We start from the raw sequence: 16,407 nt of genomic DNA on the forward strand, positions 1-16,407 counted from the left end.
TGACGGATGTACGACGAGCATTTCGGACTGACGGGGCGGCCGTTCCAGCTGACGCCGGACGCGCGTTTCTGGTATGAGACGGCAACGCATCGCAAGGCGATGGCCTATCTGGGCTATGGCCTTGCGCAAGGCGAGGGCTTCGTCGTCGTCACCGGCGACATCGGCGCAGGCAAGACGACGCTGGTCGGGCACCTGACCGGCATGCTCGATCCCGCCGCGCTCAACGTCATCACCATCGTATCGACCGCGATCCCCGCCGACGACCTGCTGCGCATCGTCGCGACCGGGCTGGGTGTCGATCCGATGGGTCTCGCCAAGGCACAATTGCTCACCGCGATCGAACGCGGGCTGCATGCGGTGGCGCGATCAGGCCGGCGCACGCTGCTGATCGTCGACGAGGCGCAGGCGCTGCCCGTCGATGCACTCGAAGAATTGCGGATGCTGTCCAACTTCCAGGCGGGGGGACATGCGCTGTTGCAGATCCTGCTGCTGGGGCAGCCCGAATTTCGCGAGCGGCTGCACGGCTCCGACCGGCTGGAGCAACTGCGCCAGCGCGTAATCGCGATTCACCATCTCGATCCGATGGAGCCGGGCGAGGTCGCCGATTACATCGCGCACCGCCTGTCGGTGGTCGGCTGGCAGGGGCGTCCGGACTTTGCCGACGATGCCTTCTCGGCGATGTATCAAGGGTCGGGCGGCGTGCCCCGCCGGCTCAACCAGCTTGCCGGACGCGTGATGCTGCATGCCGCGATCGAGGGGCTGGAGATGATCGACGCGCGGGTCGTGCGGAACGTGCTTCGCGATCTGCATGCCGACCTGCCGATGCTGGTTGCCGAGACGGGGGCCAGAGCCGAACCCGCACCGCAAGTCGCTCCCGAACCCGAGGACGCTGCACCCGAATCGACGGTGCGACGCTTCGTGCCGCGGACAGTGCAATGGCTCGAACCTGTCGTGGAGCTCGAGCCCGAGCCCGAACCCGAAACCGCCACGGGGGGCATCGTCGTCGATGACGCGGCCGAACCGGTTGCGGAGCCGCTGCCCTCCACCCTGACCGAGGAGCGGATTGCGGCGCTGGAGACGCGCGTCGCCGAACAGGAAGCCGCGCTACGCCGGGTGCTGACGTTGCTGGTCGACTGGGTCGAGGCGGATCGCGGCGAGGTCGAGGCGGCTGCGGCAGCGGTGGTCGCCGGCGCGTCCGAGATCACCGACGACCACATCCCCATCCGCGCTCCCGCCGCGTGGGATCATGCCGCGTAGCGCCGTGCTCAACGGCCTGTCGGTCGATGTCGAGGAATGGTTTCAGGTCGGCGCATTCGAACGCGTGATCGCGAAGCGGGACTGGGACACGATCGCCAGTCGCGTGGAGGCGAACACCGGTGCGGTGCTCGACCTGTTCGCCGAAACGGGGGTGAAGGCGACGTTCTTCACGCTGGGCTGGGTTGCGCAACGGCATCCGCGGCTGATCCGGCGCATCGCCGATGCGGGGCATGAGGTCGCGAGCCACGGCTGGGATCATCAGCGCGTCTTTACGATGGATGCGGGCGCCTTTCGCGCCGATCTGATCCGTGCGCGTGCGGCGCTGGAGGATGCCAGCGGGCAGGCGGTGACCGGCTATCGCGCCCCGAGTTTCTCGATCGACACTCGCAACCTGTGGGCATTCAACGAACTGGCCGAGGCGGGCTATGCCTATTCATCAAGTGTCGCGCCGGTGGTTCACGACCATTACGGCTGGCGCGACGCGCCGCGTTATGCGTTTCGGCCATTGAAGGATTCACCGATGATCGAACTGCCGGTCACGGTGGCGAAGATCGGCGCGAAGCATCTGGCGACGGGTGGCGGATTCTTTCGTCTGCTGCCGTCAGCGCTGACCGACTTCGCCGTGCGACAGGTGAATGGTGAGGGGCATGCGGGTATCTTCTATTTTCACCCGTGGGAGGTAGATCCGGACCAGCCGCGCGTCAAAAACGCGCCTTTGCGATCGAAAGTGCGGCATTATTCCCGTTTGGGCGCGATGGCGGGCAAGTTGCGCGGGCTGATTGCGCGGCACGATTGGGGACGGGTCGATACCGTGGTGGCGCGTGAAGCGGCATCGCTAGCGTGATCCCGCTGCTGGAAACGCCGCTCGGCGTACGCGAGGCCAACCTGTCCGACATCGGCGAGAGCGGTACGATCGACGCGTTCGTGCGCGACACGGCGGGCGCGACGCCATTCCATCTCACCGCGTGGAGCCGTGCGGTCGAGCGTGGCTGTCGGCAGCGCGCACGCTATCTGGTCGCCGAGCGTGCCGATGGCGGTATCGCCGGCGTCCTGCCGCTGACCGAGATGCGATCGCCCCTGTTCGGCAAGGCGCTGGTCTCGACCGGCTTCGGCGTCGACGGCGGTGTGCTGGGGGAGGGCGTCGACGCGCTTGGCTCCGGCGCATGGGAACTGGCGCAGCGGATCGGCTGTCCCGGCGTCGAACTGCGTGGCGGGCCTGCGCCCGGTGGCTGGGACACCGACGACACATCCTATCTCGGCTTCGTCCGCGACCTGTCCGCGACGGAAGAAGGCGAATTGCTGGCGATCCCGCGCAAGCAGCGCGCCGAGGTGCGGCGTTCGCTCGGCCTCGATCTGGAGGTCGTCACCGGCGGCGAGGCGCTGCTGGCGGAGCATTATCGCGTCTACGCCGAATCGGTGCGCAATCTTGGCACGCCGGTGTTTCCCGCCGCGCTGTTTCGCAGCGTCATGGCGGCGATGGAAGCCGACGTGCTGACCGTGCGCCACCAGGGCGGCGCGGTCGCAAGCGTGCTCAGCGTCTATTTCCAGGGAACGGTGTTTCCTTACTGGGGCGGCGGTACGGCAGCGGCGCGGACGTTGCGCGCCAATGACCGCATGTACTTCGCCCTGATGAACCATGCGCGCGGGCGCGGTTGCGCCCGGTTCGATTTCGGGCGGTCGAAAACCGGCACCGGCGCGGCGGCGTTCAAGAAGAACTGGGGCTTTACTCCGACCCCTCGCAGCTATGCCAAGCGTAGCGAAGGCGAGGCACGCGAGGTCAATCCGCTCAATCCGAAATATGCGCTGATGGTACGGACGTGGCAGCGATTGCCGTTGCCGGTCGCCAATATCGTGGGGCCGTGGATTTCGCGCGGGCTGGGGTGATGGAGCTGCTGTTCCTCGCCCATCGCGCGCCATTCCCGCCCGATCGCGGCGACAAGATCCGCAGCTATCACGTGCTGCGCTATCTGGCATCGCGAGCGAAGGTCCATCTGGTAGCGTTCGGCGAGACGGAGGCGGACTTCGACGTGCCGCCCGTACTGGCGGAGCGGCTGGCGAGCGTCGCGATCGTCCGGCGCGACAAGGCGCAGGCGGTGGCTGCGCTGGAAGCGCTGGCGACGCGCAGGCCGGTATCGCTGACGGCGTTCGGATCGAAGGCGATGCGCGATGCGGTGGCGCGGGTGCGCGCCGATGCGGTCTATTGTTTCTCGGGCCAGATGGCGCAGTATCTGCCGACGGACGTCCCTACGGTGATGGATTTCGTCGATGTCGATTCGGCCAAATTCGCCGGCTTTGGCGAGAGCGGATCGCTGCCGATGCGGTGGATGATGCGGCGTGAGGCGAGGATGCTGGGGGCGTTCGAGCGGCAGGTCGCGGGCAACGTCCGGGCCAGCGTGTTCGTGAGCGAGGCGGAGGCCGCGCTGTTTCGCAGCGGTGGTGGTCGGGGGCGGATCGAGGCGGTCGAAAACGGCATCGATGCCGCGGCGTTCGATCCTGCCCGCGCTCTGCCTTCCATGAGGACGGGAGAGGATAAAACGCCGCTGATCGTCTTCACTGGCCAGATGGATTACCGCCCCAACATCGAAGCGGTGACGTGGTTTGCCGCCGACGTCCTGCCGCTGCTACGCACTGGATTTCCGACGCTCCAATTCGCCATCGTCGGTCGTGCGCCGACGGCCGCCGTGCAGGCGCTCGCCGGCGATGGTGTGATCGTGACCGGTGCGGTCGACGACGTGCGGCCATGGCTAGCGGCGGCCGATGTCTGCGTCGCTCCGCTCAAGCTGGCGCGAGGTATCCAGAACAAGGTGCTGGAAGCGATGGCGATGGCGCGGCCGGTGGTCGCGTCGGTAGCTGCGGCCGAGGGGATCGATCATGGCGGCACGTTGCAGGTCGCGGACGACGCGGCCGATCATGCGGCGCAGATCGCCGGATTGCTGAGCGACCCGCATGCCGCCGCTGCGCTCGGCGCCAGCGCACGGGAGCGGGTGCTGGCGCGCTACGACTGGGACGCCCGGCTGGCACCGCTGGACGCGCTGCTGGGGCTGGCCGCATGATCGTCGCGCTGGCATCCGGACGCGACGCCGTGCCGGTCGGTGTATGGCGGCGGCACGGGATTGCGCTGGCGCTCGCCGTGGCTGCGATCCTGCTGCTGTTTCGGGAGGATGTCGCGCATCTCGGGTCGATCTGGTGGACCAGCACGACCTTCGGGCATTGCCTGTTCATCGGACCCGTGATCGGCTGGCTGGTGTGGCAGCGACGGCGCGAACTGGCGGCGTTGACGCCGGCGGCGTGGTGGCCCGGGCTGGCGCTGATCGCCACAGGCGGCGCCGGCTGGCTGATGGGGCAGGCCGGGTCGGTCAGCTTCGCGCGGCAATTCGGCCTGATCGTGATGTTGCAGGGCGCGACCGTGACCCTGCCTGGTCCGCAAGTGGCACGGGGGCTGTTGTTCCCGCTTGGCTATGCAGTGTTTCTCGTTCCGTTCGGCGAGGAGCTGGAGCCGCCGCTGCAGGCCGTCACCGTCAGGATCGTGATGCCGTTGCTGCATCTGGTCGGCGTGCCGGCGGAATCGAACGGCGTGCTGATCCACGCGGGCCGGTATTATTTCGAGGTGGCGGAGGCGTGTTCTGGCGCGAAATTCGTCATCGCGATGCTGGCATTCGGCATGCTCGTCGCCAACGTGTGCTTCGTATCATGGCGTCGTCGGGCATGGTTCATGGTCGCCGCGATCGTCGTACCGGTGCTCGCCAACGGCCTGCGGGCGTTCGGGACGATCTATGCCGCACACCTGACCAGCGTGGAGGCGGCGACGGGGTTCGACCATGTCGTCTATGGCTGGGTGTTCTTCGGACTGGTGATGGCGGCGGTGCTGGGCATCGGCTGGCGCTGGTTCGATCGCGCGCCGGATGCGGCGATGTTCGATCCCGCCGACCTGCCCGTACCGCGACGGGGCCTGTTGGCATTACCGCTCGCGACATTGCTGGCGGTCGGCGTGGCGGGGCTGTGGCCGGCATGGAGCGCCGCCATCGCGCATCGGGCGACGCCGTTGCCGGCGCATATCGACCTGCCGCAGGTCGCGGGGTGGAGCCGCATCGCACTCAGCCGGGCGGCACCGTGGCAGCCGTATTATCCCGGCGCCGATCACAGCCTGTTCGGCCGCTATGCGCGGACCGACGGCGCGGCGGTCGATCTGGCGATCGCGGTGTTCGGCAGCCAGGGCGAAGGCCACAAGATCGGCGCGTTCGGCACCGGCGTGATCCGCGAGGAGGACCGCTGGGTGCGCATCGCGGATACCGGCCCGATCGCAGGCGGATCGACGTTGCGGATGACGGCGCCGGGCCCGGTGGAGCGCGTCGTCGCGACATGGTACGTCGTCGGCGACAGGGTAACGGCGGACGAACGCGTGGTGAAGATCGAAACGATGAAGGCGAAGCTGCTCGGCGGCCCGCAACGCGCGGTGGCGATCCATGTGTCGGCAGAGGTGGTGCCGGGGCGTGATGCACGCGCGGATATCGCGGCGCTGGCGGCGGCACTCGGCCCGATCGGCGTGCTGGGCGACACCGCGGCCGGGCTGCGCTGATGTGCGGCATCGCCGGCATCTTCCATCCGGGTACGCCGAAGCCGGTCGACCCCGCGCGTATCGCGGCGATGATCGGCGCGCAGGCGCATCGCGGTCCTGACGGGGAGGGGATCTGGACTGCACCCGGCGTCGGGCTGGGGCATCGGCGCCTGTCGATCATCGATCTGGAGGGATCGCCGCAGCCGATGCAATCGGGCGCGCTGACGGTGACCTACAATGGCGAGATCTACAATTTCGCCGAGCTGCGCACCGCGTTGGCGCAGAAGGGCGCACGCTTTCAGACGCGGGGCGATACCGAGGTGCTGCTGCACGGCTGGCGCGCGTGGGGGCCGGCGCTGCTCGATCGGCTGAACGGGATGTTCGCCTTTGCGATCCACGATGCCGATGCGGGGACGTTGTTCCTGGCGCGCGACCGGATGGGGGTGAAGCCGCTCCATTACGTCGAACTGTCCGATGGCAGCATCGCCTTCGCCTCCGAGCTGAAGGGGTTGCTTGCGCATCCCTTGCTGCGGCGGGTGCCGGACGTGACCGCAGTCGAGGATTATCTGGCGTTCGGCTACGTCCCCGACGACGCCTGTCTGGTCGCGGGCGTGAAGAAGCTGCCGGCGGGGACGTTCCTGCACGTGCAACGCTGGCAGGGGATGCCGCGGCCGAAGCGCTGGTGGGACGTGAGCTTCGCCGATCGGGCGAGCGGATCGGCCGGCGTGCTGGGCGAGGAGCTGCTCTCGCGGATGCGCGACGGGGTACGCAGCCGGATGGTGGCGGATGTGCCGCTGGGCGCGTTCCTGTCGGGTGGTGTCGACAGTTCAGCGGTCGTCGCGCTGATGGCCGAGGCGAGCAAGGCGGCGGTGAAAACCTGCACGATCGGCTTCGACGAGGCGGGGCATGACGAGCGTGTCCATGCGGCGGCGGTCGCGCAGCGCTTCGCGACGGATCATCATGTGCAGGTCGTACGCTCGGACGATTTCGCGCTGATCGATACGCTGGTCCATCATTTCGACGAACCATTCGCCGATGGCAGTGCGCTCGCGACCTATCAGGTGGCGGCGCTGGCACGGAAAAGCGTTACCGTGGCGCTGTCGGGCGATGGCGCGGACGAGGCACTGGCCGGGTATCGCCGCTACAAGTTCCAGGCGGCGGAAGAGCGGGTGCGCGGGTTTCTGCCGCCGGCCTGGCGGAAGGCGGCGTTCGGGACGCTGGGCCGATATTATCCCAAGGCCGACTGGGCACCGCGACCGTTGCGGGCGAAGGCGACGCTGCTGGCGCTCGGCGCGGATGGCGACGAAGCCTATGCGCGCGCGGTCGGCGTGACCGCGCCCGGGCTGCGCGCGCGGTTGCTGAGCGCGGAGGCGCGGGCGGCGCTGCAGGGGCATCGTGCGGAGGATCGTTATGTCGCTGCGATGCGGGCGGCACCGGCGCGCGATGCGATCGACCGCGCGCAATATGCCGACATCAAGATCTGGCTGCCGGGCGACATCCTGACCAAGGTCGATCGCACCAGCATGGCGGTGGGGCTGGAGGCGCGCGAGCCCTTGCTCGACCATCGGCTGATCGAATTCTGCGCGACCCTGCCGGCGGGCATGCGGCTGCGGCGTGGCGAGGGGAAGTGGCTGATGAAGCGCAGCCTCGAGCCTTATCTGCCGAAGGATATCCTGTACCGGCCGAAGATGGGGTTCGTTACCCCGATCAGTGCGTGGTTCCGCGGGGCGCTGGCGGCGGAGGCAGAGGGGCTGTGCCGATCACGAACGCTGGTGGAGAGCGGCTGGCTCGACATGAAGACCGTCGCCTCGTTGGCGGAAGAGCATCGCAGCGGGCGAGCGGACCACGGGCGGACGTTATGGCAGTTGCTGATGCTGGAGCGGAGCGCCAAGCGGCTGTTCGGGTGACCTCGCCCGCCGCCATTCAGCGTCGTGGTTACCATATCCGCTAACGTCCAATGCCGGACATTCAGGGCTGCGTGTTCGTTCCTTCGTCCGCGGATCTATTGGCGACTTCATCGAAATGCTCGCCGTCTGCGAAGCCGCCGTTCAGATCGTAGAGATACAAGGTCACGGGACAACGCTGCTGATTGGCCCAAGCTATTGCCTCCTGCACGGAAACAGCCTCCAGCGCATTATAGTCCACGGTTAGTGACGGATCGCTTTGCGGGGCTTGGTCAGCGTCATTGCAACTGTTGTCGTGTTCTACCGCTTCAACAACCGCATTGACCTCGCGCCAGCGATAGGGACGGGTGCGCTTGTCTATGACGTTCCACAGCATGGTTGGTTGTACCGCCCTACCGGCTGGCTGCAACGTCCGCGTTCCACCCAATTACACACGCTCACACCGCCGGCGATCGTTGGCCCCGCCATTCGGTGCGGTAACGGGTGAGTGTGATGCGACCGGCGTTCTACCGCAACTTGGCGATCGACAGCCCGTCGGCCTTGGCGCGGTCTTTGGTCGATTCCTCGCTGCGGGTGAGGGCCTTGGCGATCGCCTTCAGCGCCATGCCCTTTTTCGCCAGCGTGTGGAGCTTCTGGATCTCGTCCTGCGTCCACGGTTGGCGGTGGCGTTCGAAGCCTTCTCCCTTGGCCATCAGAACACCGCCATCGAGGCGTGGAGCGTGAGCGCGGCAAGCGCGACGGTTGAGGCCAGGTACAGCATGAAGCGAGGCCCTACCCGGTTCACCGTCGCCTGTACCAGCGAATGTAGCACCCGCAGAGCGACATAGACCCAGGCAATGGCCGCGTTGACGCCATTGCCGGTGCCACTGAGCGCGATCACGGTGCAGATCGCGTAGAACAGCGTCGGCTGTTCCATCAGGTGATTGTGGTTGTGCGCGATCCACTGGATATGGGGCGGCAGTCCGCGGTCGGCGTCGGCGGGCTTGCTGCCGACCAGCTTGCCAAGATCGATGCCGGCTGCCTTCATCGCCGGCAGGCGGGTGGCCATCATCCAGACGAGCATCACCAAGGTCCAGGCGACGAGCGCGACCATGGGCCGCAGGATTTCGCTGTGCATGATCTGGGTTCCCCTCCCGTTTTCCCGTTTTCGGAAGGGTGCATTAGTGATTGAGTGCGTGCAACTCATTCCTCCCCCGCCAGGGGGAGGTGGCAGCGCAGCTGACGGAGGGGGAGGTAAGCCGCATCCCCCGTCATAAAATTCGTCGCTTACCTCCCCCTCCGTCACGGCTTTGCCGCGCCACCTCCCCCTGGCGGGGGGAGGAATGAGGAAGACAAACGGGGCGGAGTGTCCTCCGCCCCGCATCATGCGCTTACTTGTCGAACAGCTTGCTCCAGCGGTGGACCGGGCGGTCCTTCCACAGGCCGCGGTGATAGGCGTCGGATGCCAGCAGCGGCATGACCGAGCCGGCCTCGGCAAAGACCATCTGTTCGATGCCGGTGTTGACCTTGCCCCAGCTTGCCGCCTCTTGCAGCGTCGAGGACGAGCAGGCGCCGTCGCGGACGTCGGCGACGGTGATCTGCACCGCGTATTTGTGGACCTGCACGTCGTCGTGGCCGAGGATTTCGGCGCAGACGACGGTGTCCTGGATGAAGTTCTTCGGCACGCCGCCGCCGATCATCAACAGGCCGGTCACGCCCGCCTCGATCTTGATCTGCGTGAGTTCGCGGAAGTCGGCGACCGCGTCGATCATCAGATACGGACGACCCGCCTTGGCGGCATCGACCTGATGCTTGACGAGGCCGAAGCCGGCCGAGCTGTCGACGAACGCCGGGCAGAAGATCGGCACGTCATGCTCATAGGCGAGCTTGACGAGGCTGTTCTCCTTCTTGCCGTGCTCGACGAGATACTTGCCCATCTCACGGATGAATTCGCGGCTGGAATAGGCGCGCGGCTCGAGCGATTCGGCGATCTCGAAGATCGTGTGGTCGACGTTCTGGAGCGCTTCCTCGTCGATGTAGGTGTCGTAGATGCGGTCGATGTAGAGCGAGCGTAGCGTGTCATCGTCGGGGATTTCCAACGCCTGGAAGTGCTTGTGGCCGAGGCCTTCGAAGAAATCCATATCAACGATGGTAGCGCCGGTCGCGACGATGCCGTCGACCATGTTGTTGCGCACGAGGTCGGCATACAGGTCCATGCAGCCGCCGGCCGAGGTCGATCCGGCGATGACGAGGAAGATCGAGCAATCCTTGTCGGCCAGCATCTGGTTGTAGATGTTGGTCGCGCGGCCGAGGTCGCGGCTGGTGAAGCTCATGTCGGCCATCGCATCGACGATCGGGCGCGCGTCGAAGCTCTTGATGTCGATGTGCTTGACCTGCTTCGACAGCAGTTCGGCCTTGCGATTGTCGTTGATCGGCGCGTTCGCACCGGCAGTCTTGTTCAGGGTATCGGTCATGGTTCGCCTTTGGCTATCCAGAACCCGTCGTCATTCACTTACTTGGGGACGCGGAAACCCAAAGCCTCCCCTCCCGCCGCAGCGGAAGGGGGGAAGATCGTTCGTTAGTCGGCGGGCGTTACAGCTTGACGACGTTGGTCGCGCGCTGGTCCTGCCGGTCGTCCTCGATATAGACCGAGAGCATCGGTTCGTCATCGGCGATGACGTTCTCGCTGATGCCGAAGCCGTTGAACTGCGTGCGCATCGCCGAGCCATAGGCGCCGAGCATACCGATCTCGAAATAATCGCCGGTGTTCGTGTCCGCGGGCAGCGGGAACGGGCCGGCCATATAGTCGAGGTCGTCGCAGGTCGGGCCCCAGAAGGCGAAGTCCATGTCGCGCGCGTCGCTGTCGGGTTCGCGGAGCAGCTGCACCGGATACTTCCAGCCGATATGCGCGGCATCGAACAGCGTGCCATAGGCGCCGTCGTTGATGTACAGCTCGTTACCGCGGCGACGCTCAACGCGCACCACGACCGAGGCATATTCCGCGCACAGCGAGCGGCCCGGCTCGGCCCACAACTCGGCCGAATAGCTGATCGGCAGGCTCTCGAACGCGCGGTGGATCGTCTCGAAGAAACGCTCCAGCGGCGGCGGGGTCATGCCGGGATAGCTCGACGGGAAGCCGCCGCCGACGTCGATGACGTCCACGGTCACCGCCGCCTCGACGATCGCAGCGCGGGCGCGCTCCATCGCGTTGGAATACGCGTCGGGCGACATCGTCTGGCTACCGACGTGGAAGCAGATGCCGAGGGCGTCGGCGACCTGACGGGTCGCCATCAGCAGTTCTTTGGTCTCGCCGGGGCCGACGCCAAACTTCGAGCCGAGGCTGAGCTTGGCATATTCCGACGACACGCGCAGCCGCACGCACAGCGTCAGGTCGGTCGCGCCACGGGTGGCGACGACGATCTTGTCGAGCTCTTCCATGCTGTCGAGCGAGAAGGTCTTCACGTCATGGACGAAATACGCCTCGGCGATCGCCTCTTCCGACTTGACCGGGTGCATGAAGCAGCAGGTGGCATTCGGCAGCGTCGCCTTGACCAGACGCACTTCGGCGATTGATGCGGTATCGTAATGCGTGATGCCGTTGTCCCAGAGGATCTGGAGCAGATCCGGGCTGGGGTTCGCCTTCACCGCGTACATCGAGCGGCCCGGAAACTTCTCGACGAAGAATCGGGCTGCCCGTGCCGCGGCGTGCGGACGAACGAGCGTGACCGGGTCCACCGGGCGCGCCTTGGCGATGTCGATGCCCCCGCGAACAGATGCGGTACGGGCGGTCGAGAGGGGCGCTAACCCCAGCGCGCTATCGTGCTTGGCCAATTCAAGGGACCTCCAATTGCCTTTCGGCATACGGTGACAAAAGCTGCCTTGCGGTTGGAAGTCCCATGGGGCAGCGGAAGCGCGATCTATGGTCGTCCGACCCCCATGTAAAGTGGGTTGGTGCACGAAAGGACAGATAGTGACGATTTTGCGACAGCCGACGCGAGCGGGGGTGCGGGATGCCGCCGAAAAGATCGCCCGCATCCTGCCGCCGACGCCGCTTTATACGCGTGAAATCAAAGGTGTAGACGTCGCGTTCAAGGCCGAATCGTTGCAGCCAATTGGCGCGTTCAAGATTCGCGGCGCGTGGCATCGACTGACCGCATTGGACGAGGATGCGCGACGTCGCGGGGTGGTGGCGTTCTCGTCGGGGAATCATGCGCAGGGGGTCGCCTGGGCGGCGAAACGGCTGGGGATCGCGGCAACGATCGTGATGCCCGCAGATGCGCCGCGCGCAAAGCTGGAGGGGACGCTGGCGCTGGACGCGGAGGTGGTCCGCTACGACCGCGCGACCGAAAGCCGCGAGGCGATCGCCGGGCGGCTGGCGGAGGCGCGGGGCGCGACGTTGGTGCCGAGCTTCGACGACGCGTGGATCATCGAGGGTCAGGGGAGCGCGGGCATCGAAGCGGAAGCGCAGATGGTGGCGCTCGGGCTTGGGCCAGTGGTGCGGGCGGTGGTGCCGTGCGGCGGCGGGGGGCTGTCGGCGGGTATCGCGCTGGGACTCAAGGATGCGGCGATCACCGTGGTCGAGCCCGAAGGCTGGGACGACATGCGCCGTTCGCTGGAGGCATCTTGGATCGAGCCGGTCGGGCCGAACCCACCGCCGACCGCGTGCGATTCATTGCAGACGACGCGGGTGTCGCCGCTGACGTTCGACGTGCTGTCGCGGCGCGACGCGACCGGCGTGGCGGTGAGCGAGGCAGAGATTGCAAAGGCGCAGCGCTGGGCAGCGGAGCATCTGCGGCTGGTGATCGAACCCGGCGGCGCGGTCGGGCTGGCTGCGGTACTGGCGGGGAAAGTGGTGGTGGAGCCGGGGCTGCTGGTGGTGCTGTCGGGGGGGAACGTCGACATCGATGCTTATGCGCGGGCGATCGGCTGAGCGGACGTTACCCTGCCATTATGGCGGGGCTGTTAAAGAATGCTGCTCCCCTCCCTGCAACAGAGGGGCTGATGGTAGGTTGCTGCTTGGCGATATGGACGGGACGCGCTTGGTCTGAACCGTATCGCCCGGCTTCCACCCACCCCTGACCCTCCCTTGCAGGGAGGGGGGGAGGTTGCGTTTGATAGCGGGTGGCTCGACTTACCGGGGCAATCGCGGCACAATCTCCGCATGACTGGCCCCCTTGGATCGATCGCCAATGCCGCACCCGCCATTGCCATGCTGGGTTGCTTCGCCTGTCTGATCGGGGGCGGTGCGCTACTCGCGCGGGGCGGGGACCGAAAGAAGGCGGTGCTGTTGCTGGTGATGGCTGCGGTGCTGCTGGGCAACGTGGTCATCTGGCAGATGTAGCCATTCTTTATTCCTCACCCGCCAGGGGGAGGGGGACCGTTCGGCGTCAGCCGAATGGTGGAGGGGGAGGTAAGCGATGTCCTCTGTTATCGAATACGTCGCTTACCTCCGCCTCCGTCACCGCTTCGCGGTGCCACCTCCCCCTCGCGGGGGAGGAATGGGCGACTGAGGTCAGCGGATCGGCGAATTCGGGTCGAGCCGCATATCCAGATACTTGTCCACCGAACGCATCAATTCCGGCGTCTCGTTCTCGAAGAAGTGGTTCGCCTTCGGGATCGTGTCGTGATGGATGGTGATGTGCTTCTGCGTGCGCAGCTTGTCGACCAGCTTCTGCGTCGCTCCGGGGGTCGCGACCTCGTCAGATTCGCCCTGGATGATGATGCCCGATGACGGGCAGGGGGCGAGGAAGCTGAAGTCGTACATATTCGCCGGCGGCGCCACCGAGATGAAACCGCGGATCTCCGGGCGGCGCATCAGCAGCTGCATGCCGATCCACGCACCGAAGCTGACGCCGGCGATCCAGGTGGTCGACGCCTCAGGGTGGAAGCTCTGCACCCAGTCGAGCGCGCTCGCCGCGTCGGACAACTCGCCGACGCCGTTATCGAACGTTCCCTGGCTCTTGCCGACGCCGCGGAAGTTGAAGCGCAGCGTTGCGAATCCGCGGCGCTGGAACGTCTTGTAGAGCTCCTGCACCAGCCGGTTGTTCATCGTGCCGCCCGCGCTCGGGTGCGGGTGAAGGATCATCGCGACGGGGGCGCGGGGACGGGGAGCCGGGGCGAAACGCCCTTCGAGACGGCCTTCGGGACCGGGGAAAATGACTTCGGGCATGAGTCTCGCCACGTAAGAAGGGGCGCGCTGGTGGAGCGCAGAATGTTGCGCGCTATATAGGGGTGACGCTCCCTTGCGCAATTGGAACGAATCCTGCCGAACCGTATCTATCTGGATCATGCCGCGACAACCCCGATGACCGCCGCGGCGCGCGACGCCATGGCGCGCGGGCTGACGCTGTGGGCGAATCCGTCGTCGCCGCATGCGGAGGGGCGCGCGGCTCGGGCGGCGCTGGAGACGGCGCGCCGGGATATCGCGACGGCCTATGGCTGGCGGGGCGAGACGTTGCTGACCGGCGGGGCGAGCGAGTCGCTGGCCATAGCGCTGGGTCGGACGACGTTGCAGCGGCGGCTCGTCACGGCGGTGGAGCACGATGCGGTGATGCGCGCGGGCGCGGGCGCAGATGTCGTGCCGGTCGGCGCGGACGGCATCGTCGATCTGGATGCACTCGCGGCAATGCTGACGGCTGACCCGGCGCTGGTCTGTGTGCAATGGGCGAACAGCGAGACGGGTGTGCTTCAGCCGATCGCCGGAATAGCCGCGGTGGTGCACGATGCGGGTGGCAAGCTGCTCGTGGATGCAGCGCAGATGCCGGCGTCGGCGGAACTGGCGGAGATCGCCGATCTGGTCGCAGTGTCGGCGCACAAGCGCGGCGGGCCGCCGGGGGTGGGCGCGCTGCTGGTCCGCGATCTGGCGCTGCTGCATCCGAGCGGCGGGCAGGAGCGAGGCTATCGGCCGGGTACGGAGAATCTGCCGGGGGTGCTCGGTTATGCGGCGGCAGTGGCCGAGGCGGAGCCGGATCATTTCGCGCTGCGCGCAAGGCTGGACGATGCGATCGTGCGATCGGGGGGCGAGATCGTCGCGGCGGACAGCCCGCGGCATCCGGCGATCGGATCGTATCGATTGCGGGGAAGCGCGGCAGCGGCGCAGCTGATCCTGCTCGACAGCGCCGGCTTTGCCGTCTCGGCGGGCAGCGCCTGTTCGAGCGGCAGCATGAAGCCGAGCCATGTGCTCGCCGCGATGGGCTGGGACCAGGCCGCCGGGCGTGAAGTGATCCGCGTGAGCTTCGGCTGGACGACGACCGAGGGGGAGGTCGACGCGTTCATCGCCGCATGGCGTCATATGGCCCGAACGACCCGGCGCGCAGCGTGATCTATCTCGATTATCAGGCGACGACGCCACTCGCGCCCGAGGCGTTGGCCGCGATGCTGCCGTGGTTCGAGACGCAGCATGCCAATCCCCATTCGGCGCATCGGCCGGGGCGGGGGGCAAAGGCCGCGGTCGAGGTCGCGCGGGAGCAGGTGGCCGCGCTCATGCCGAAGGGCGGGCGCGTGGTATTCACGAGCGGCGCTACGGAGGCGCTGAACTGGGCGATCAAGGGCATCGGTCGTGCGACCGTCATAGCCGCGGCGACGGAGCATGCGGCGGTGCTGGATACCCTGGCGTCTCGCGAGTTCGGAGAGCGCGGGATCATTGGCGTCGATCGTGACGGCATGGCTGATCCGGCGCTGCTCGATGTGATGTTTACGCCGCGCCGAGAGGCGCAACTCGCTGCCGTGATGCTGGTGAACAACGAAATCGGCGTCATCCAGCCCGTCGCCACGCTGGCACAGGCGGCCCATGAGGCCGGCGCGCTGTTCCTGTGTGACGCGGTGCAGGGGTTCGGACGCGTCGCTATTCCGGCCGACGTCGACCTGATCGCGATGTCGGCTCACAAGATCCACGGACCCAAAGGCATCGGCGCACTGTGGATCCGCGACGGCGTGACGCTCGATCCGCTGCTGCATGGCGGCGATCAGGAGGGCGGACGGTCGGGAACGCTGTCGCCGGCCCTGTGCGCCGGCTTCGGCGTGGCGGCGCGTTTGATGGCGGAACGGGGCGAGGCCGATGCGGCGCATGTCGAACGGCTGTGGGCGCTTGCGGTCGGGCGGCTGCGCGGCTGGACGATCAACGGATCGGTCGAACTCCGCTATCACGGCAACCTCAACGTGCGGCGAGACGGGCTGGATGTGGCGCGGCTGATGTCGGATTGTCGCGACATCGCCTTTTCCGCGGGGTCGGCGTGCGCCAGCGGGTCGGGGCGGTCGAGCCATGTGTTGCGCGCGATCGGGCTGAGCGAGGCGCAGGCGCGCTCCAGCATCCGGCTGGGCTTCGGGCGGTATACCACCGAGGATGAGCTTCGCACCGGGCTGGATGCGATCGTCGCGGCGGCCGATCGGCAGCGGTCGTGATCCGGGTACGCTTCGTCGCCGCAGATGGCAGCGCGAGAGAGGCGGCGGGGGTCGAGGGCGCACGCCTGCTCGATGTCGCGCAGGCGGATGGCCAGCCGCTGGAGGGGACATGCGACGGCGATCTCGCCTGCGCGACATGCCATGTCGTCGTCGCTGCGGAGGATTTCGCGCGACTGCCGCCAGCCATCGAGGAGGAGGAGGATCTGCTCGACCTCGTTCCCTCGGCCACGCGCACGAGCCGGCTGGCGTGCCAGATCAGGCTGACGCCGATGCTGGACGGGCTGACGGTGCAGGTGCCCTCGATCTGACCGG

At 67.0% G+C, this 16,407-nt stretch carries 17 protein-coding genes; 11 read left to right on the forward strand and 6 right to left on the reverse strand.

Features of this window, described 5'->3' with window-relative positions:
• Window positions 1-6: 6 nt before the first annotated feature.
• The 6 genes from LRA87_RS06050 to LRA87_RS06075 are packed head-to-tail and all read left to right on the forward strand — an operon-like array spanning window position 7 to window position 7,719.
• Window positions 7-1,257, forward strand: a complete 1,251-nt coding sequence (locus tag LRA87_RS06050) for an ExeA family protein (RefSeq protein ID WP_230630096.1) — start codon at window positions 7-9, stop codon at window positions 1,255-1,257.
• On the forward strand, window positions 1,247-2,101 hold the full coding sequence (locus LRA87_RS06055) for an XrtA system polysaccharide deacetylase (RefSeq protein ID WP_230630098.1): 855 nt from the start codon (window positions 1,247-1,249) through the stop codon (window positions 2,099-2,101). Before LRA87_RS06050 ends, LRA87_RS06055 begins: the two co-directional genes overlap by 11 nt.
• Window positions 2,098-3,141, forward strand: a complete 1,044-nt coding sequence (locus LRA87_RS06060) for a FemAB family XrtA/PEP-CTERM system-associated protein (RefSeq protein ID WP_230630100.1) — start codon at window positions 2,098-2,100, stop codon at window positions 3,139-3,141. The genes LRA87_RS06055 and LRA87_RS06060 overlap by 4 nt, the downstream gene beginning before the upstream one ends.
• Window positions 3,141-4,310, forward strand: coding sequence for a TIGR03087 family PEP-CTERM/XrtA system glycosyltransferase (locus LRA87_RS06065; RefSeq protein WP_230631162.1), 1,170 nt, complete (start codon window positions 3,141-3,143; stop codon window positions 4,308-4,310). Before LRA87_RS06060 ends, LRA87_RS06065 begins: the two co-directional genes overlap by 1 nt.
• A complete protein-coding gene (xrtA, locus tag LRA87_RS06070; protein WP_230630102.1) occupies window positions 4,307-5,833 on the forward strand; it encodes an exosortase A in 1,527 nt (508 codons plus the stop codon). The genes LRA87_RS06065 and xrtA overlap by 4 nt, the downstream gene beginning before the upstream one ends.
• A complete protein-coding gene (locus LRA87_RS06075; RefSeq protein ID WP_230630104.1) occupies window positions 5,833-7,719 on the forward strand; it encodes an XrtA/PEP-CTERM system amidotransferase in 1,887 nt (628 codons plus the stop codon). The genes xrtA and LRA87_RS06075 overlap by 1 nt, the downstream gene beginning before the upstream one ends.
• A 61-nt stretch (window positions 7,720-7,780) precedes the next feature.
• Here LRA87_RS06075 and LRA87_RS06080 read toward each other — a convergent pair whose 3' ends face one another.
• The 5 genes from LRA87_RS06080 to LRA87_RS06100 form a co-directional block, all read right to left on the reverse strand.
• The gene (locus tag LRA87_RS06080; RefSeq protein WP_230630106.1) at window positions 7,781-8,092 is read right to left on the reverse strand and encodes a hypothetical protein; all 312 of its coding nucleotides are present in this window, start codon (window positions 8,090-8,092) and stop codon (window positions 7,781-7,783) included.
• Between the two features lie 130 nt (window positions 8,093-8,222).
• Entirely contained in the window at window positions 8,223-8,408 is a 186-nt protein-coding gene (locus tag LRA87_RS06085; RefSeq protein WP_230630108.1) for a hypothetical protein, read from the reverse strand.
• Window positions 8,408-8,833 carry an MAPEG family protein gene (locus LRA87_RS06090; RefSeq protein WP_230630110.1) on the reverse strand — a complete coding sequence of 142 codons (426 nt, stop codon included), beginning with the start codon at window positions 8,831-8,833 and terminating at the stop codon, window positions 8,408-8,410. The genes LRA87_RS06085 and LRA87_RS06090 overlap by 1 nt, the downstream gene beginning before the upstream one ends.
• Before the next feature lie 253 nt (window positions 8,834-9,086).
• A complete protein-coding gene (locus tag LRA87_RS06095; RefSeq protein ID WP_230630112.1) occupies window positions 9,087-10,169 on the reverse strand; it encodes a 1,9-bis(guanidino)-5-aza-nonane synthase in 1,083 nt (360 codons plus the stop codon).
• Window positions 10,170-10,287: 118 nt separating this feature from the next.
• Window positions 10,288-11,526 carry a type III PLP-dependent enzyme gene (locus LRA87_RS06100; protein ID WP_230630114.1) on the reverse strand — a complete coding sequence of 413 codons (1,239 nt, stop codon included), beginning with the start codon at window positions 11,524-11,526 and terminating at the stop codon, window positions 10,288-10,290.
• Window positions 11,527-11,665: 139 nt separating this feature from the next.
• On the opposite strand from LRA87_RS06100, the gene LRA87_RS06105 reads away from it, so the two are divergent.
• A complete protein-coding gene (locus LRA87_RS06105; protein WP_230630116.1) occupies window positions 11,666-12,625 on the forward strand; it encodes a threonine ammonia-lyase in 960 nt (319 codons plus the stop codon).
• A gap of 231 nt (window positions 12,626-12,856) precedes the next feature.
• Entirely contained in the window at window positions 12,857-13,036 is a 180-nt protein-coding gene (locus LRA87_RS06110) for a hypothetical protein (RefSeq protein WP_230630118.1), read from the forward strand.
• 171 nt (window positions 13,037-13,207) lie between these two features.
• On the opposite strand, the gene LRA87_RS06115 is transcribed toward LRA87_RS06110, so the two are convergent.
• The gene (locus tag LRA87_RS06115; RefSeq protein ID WP_230630120.1) at window positions 13,208-13,864 is read right to left on the reverse strand and encodes an alpha/beta hydrolase; all 657 of its coding nucleotides are present in this window, start codon (window positions 13,862-13,864) and stop codon (window positions 13,208-13,210) included.
• 135 nt (window positions 13,865-13,999) lie between these two features.
• On the opposite strand from LRA87_RS06115, the gene LRA87_RS06120 reads away from it, so the two are divergent.
• The 3 genes from LRA87_RS06120 to LRA87_RS06130 are packed head-to-tail and all read left to right on the forward strand — an operon-like array spanning window position 14,000 to window position 16,403.
• Entirely contained in the window at window positions 14,000-15,016 is a 1,017-nt protein-coding gene (locus LRA87_RS06120) for an aminotransferase class V-fold PLP-dependent enzyme (RefSeq protein ID WP_230631163.1), read from the forward strand.
• Window positions 15,013-16,095 (forward strand): cysteine desulfurase family protein, encoded by a 1,083-nt coding sequence (locus LRA87_RS06125; RefSeq protein ID WP_230631164.1) that lies wholly within the window; start codon window positions 15,013-15,015, stop codon window positions 16,093-16,095. Before LRA87_RS06120 ends, LRA87_RS06125 begins: the two co-directional genes overlap by 4 nt.
• Window positions 16,092-16,403, forward strand: coding sequence for a 2Fe-2S iron-sulfur cluster-binding protein (locus tag LRA87_RS06130; protein WP_230630122.1), 312 nt, complete (start codon window positions 16,092-16,094; stop codon window positions 16,401-16,403). Before LRA87_RS06125 ends, LRA87_RS06130 begins: the two co-directional genes overlap by 4 nt.
• Window positions 16,404-16,407 lie beyond the last annotated feature (4 nt).

The organism is Sphingomonas sp. Leaf37 (assembly GCF_920939475.1).
In the GTDB taxonomy this organism is placed as follows: Bacteria; Pseudomonadota; Alphaproteobacteria; order Sphingomonadales; family Sphingomonadaceae; genus Sphingomonas.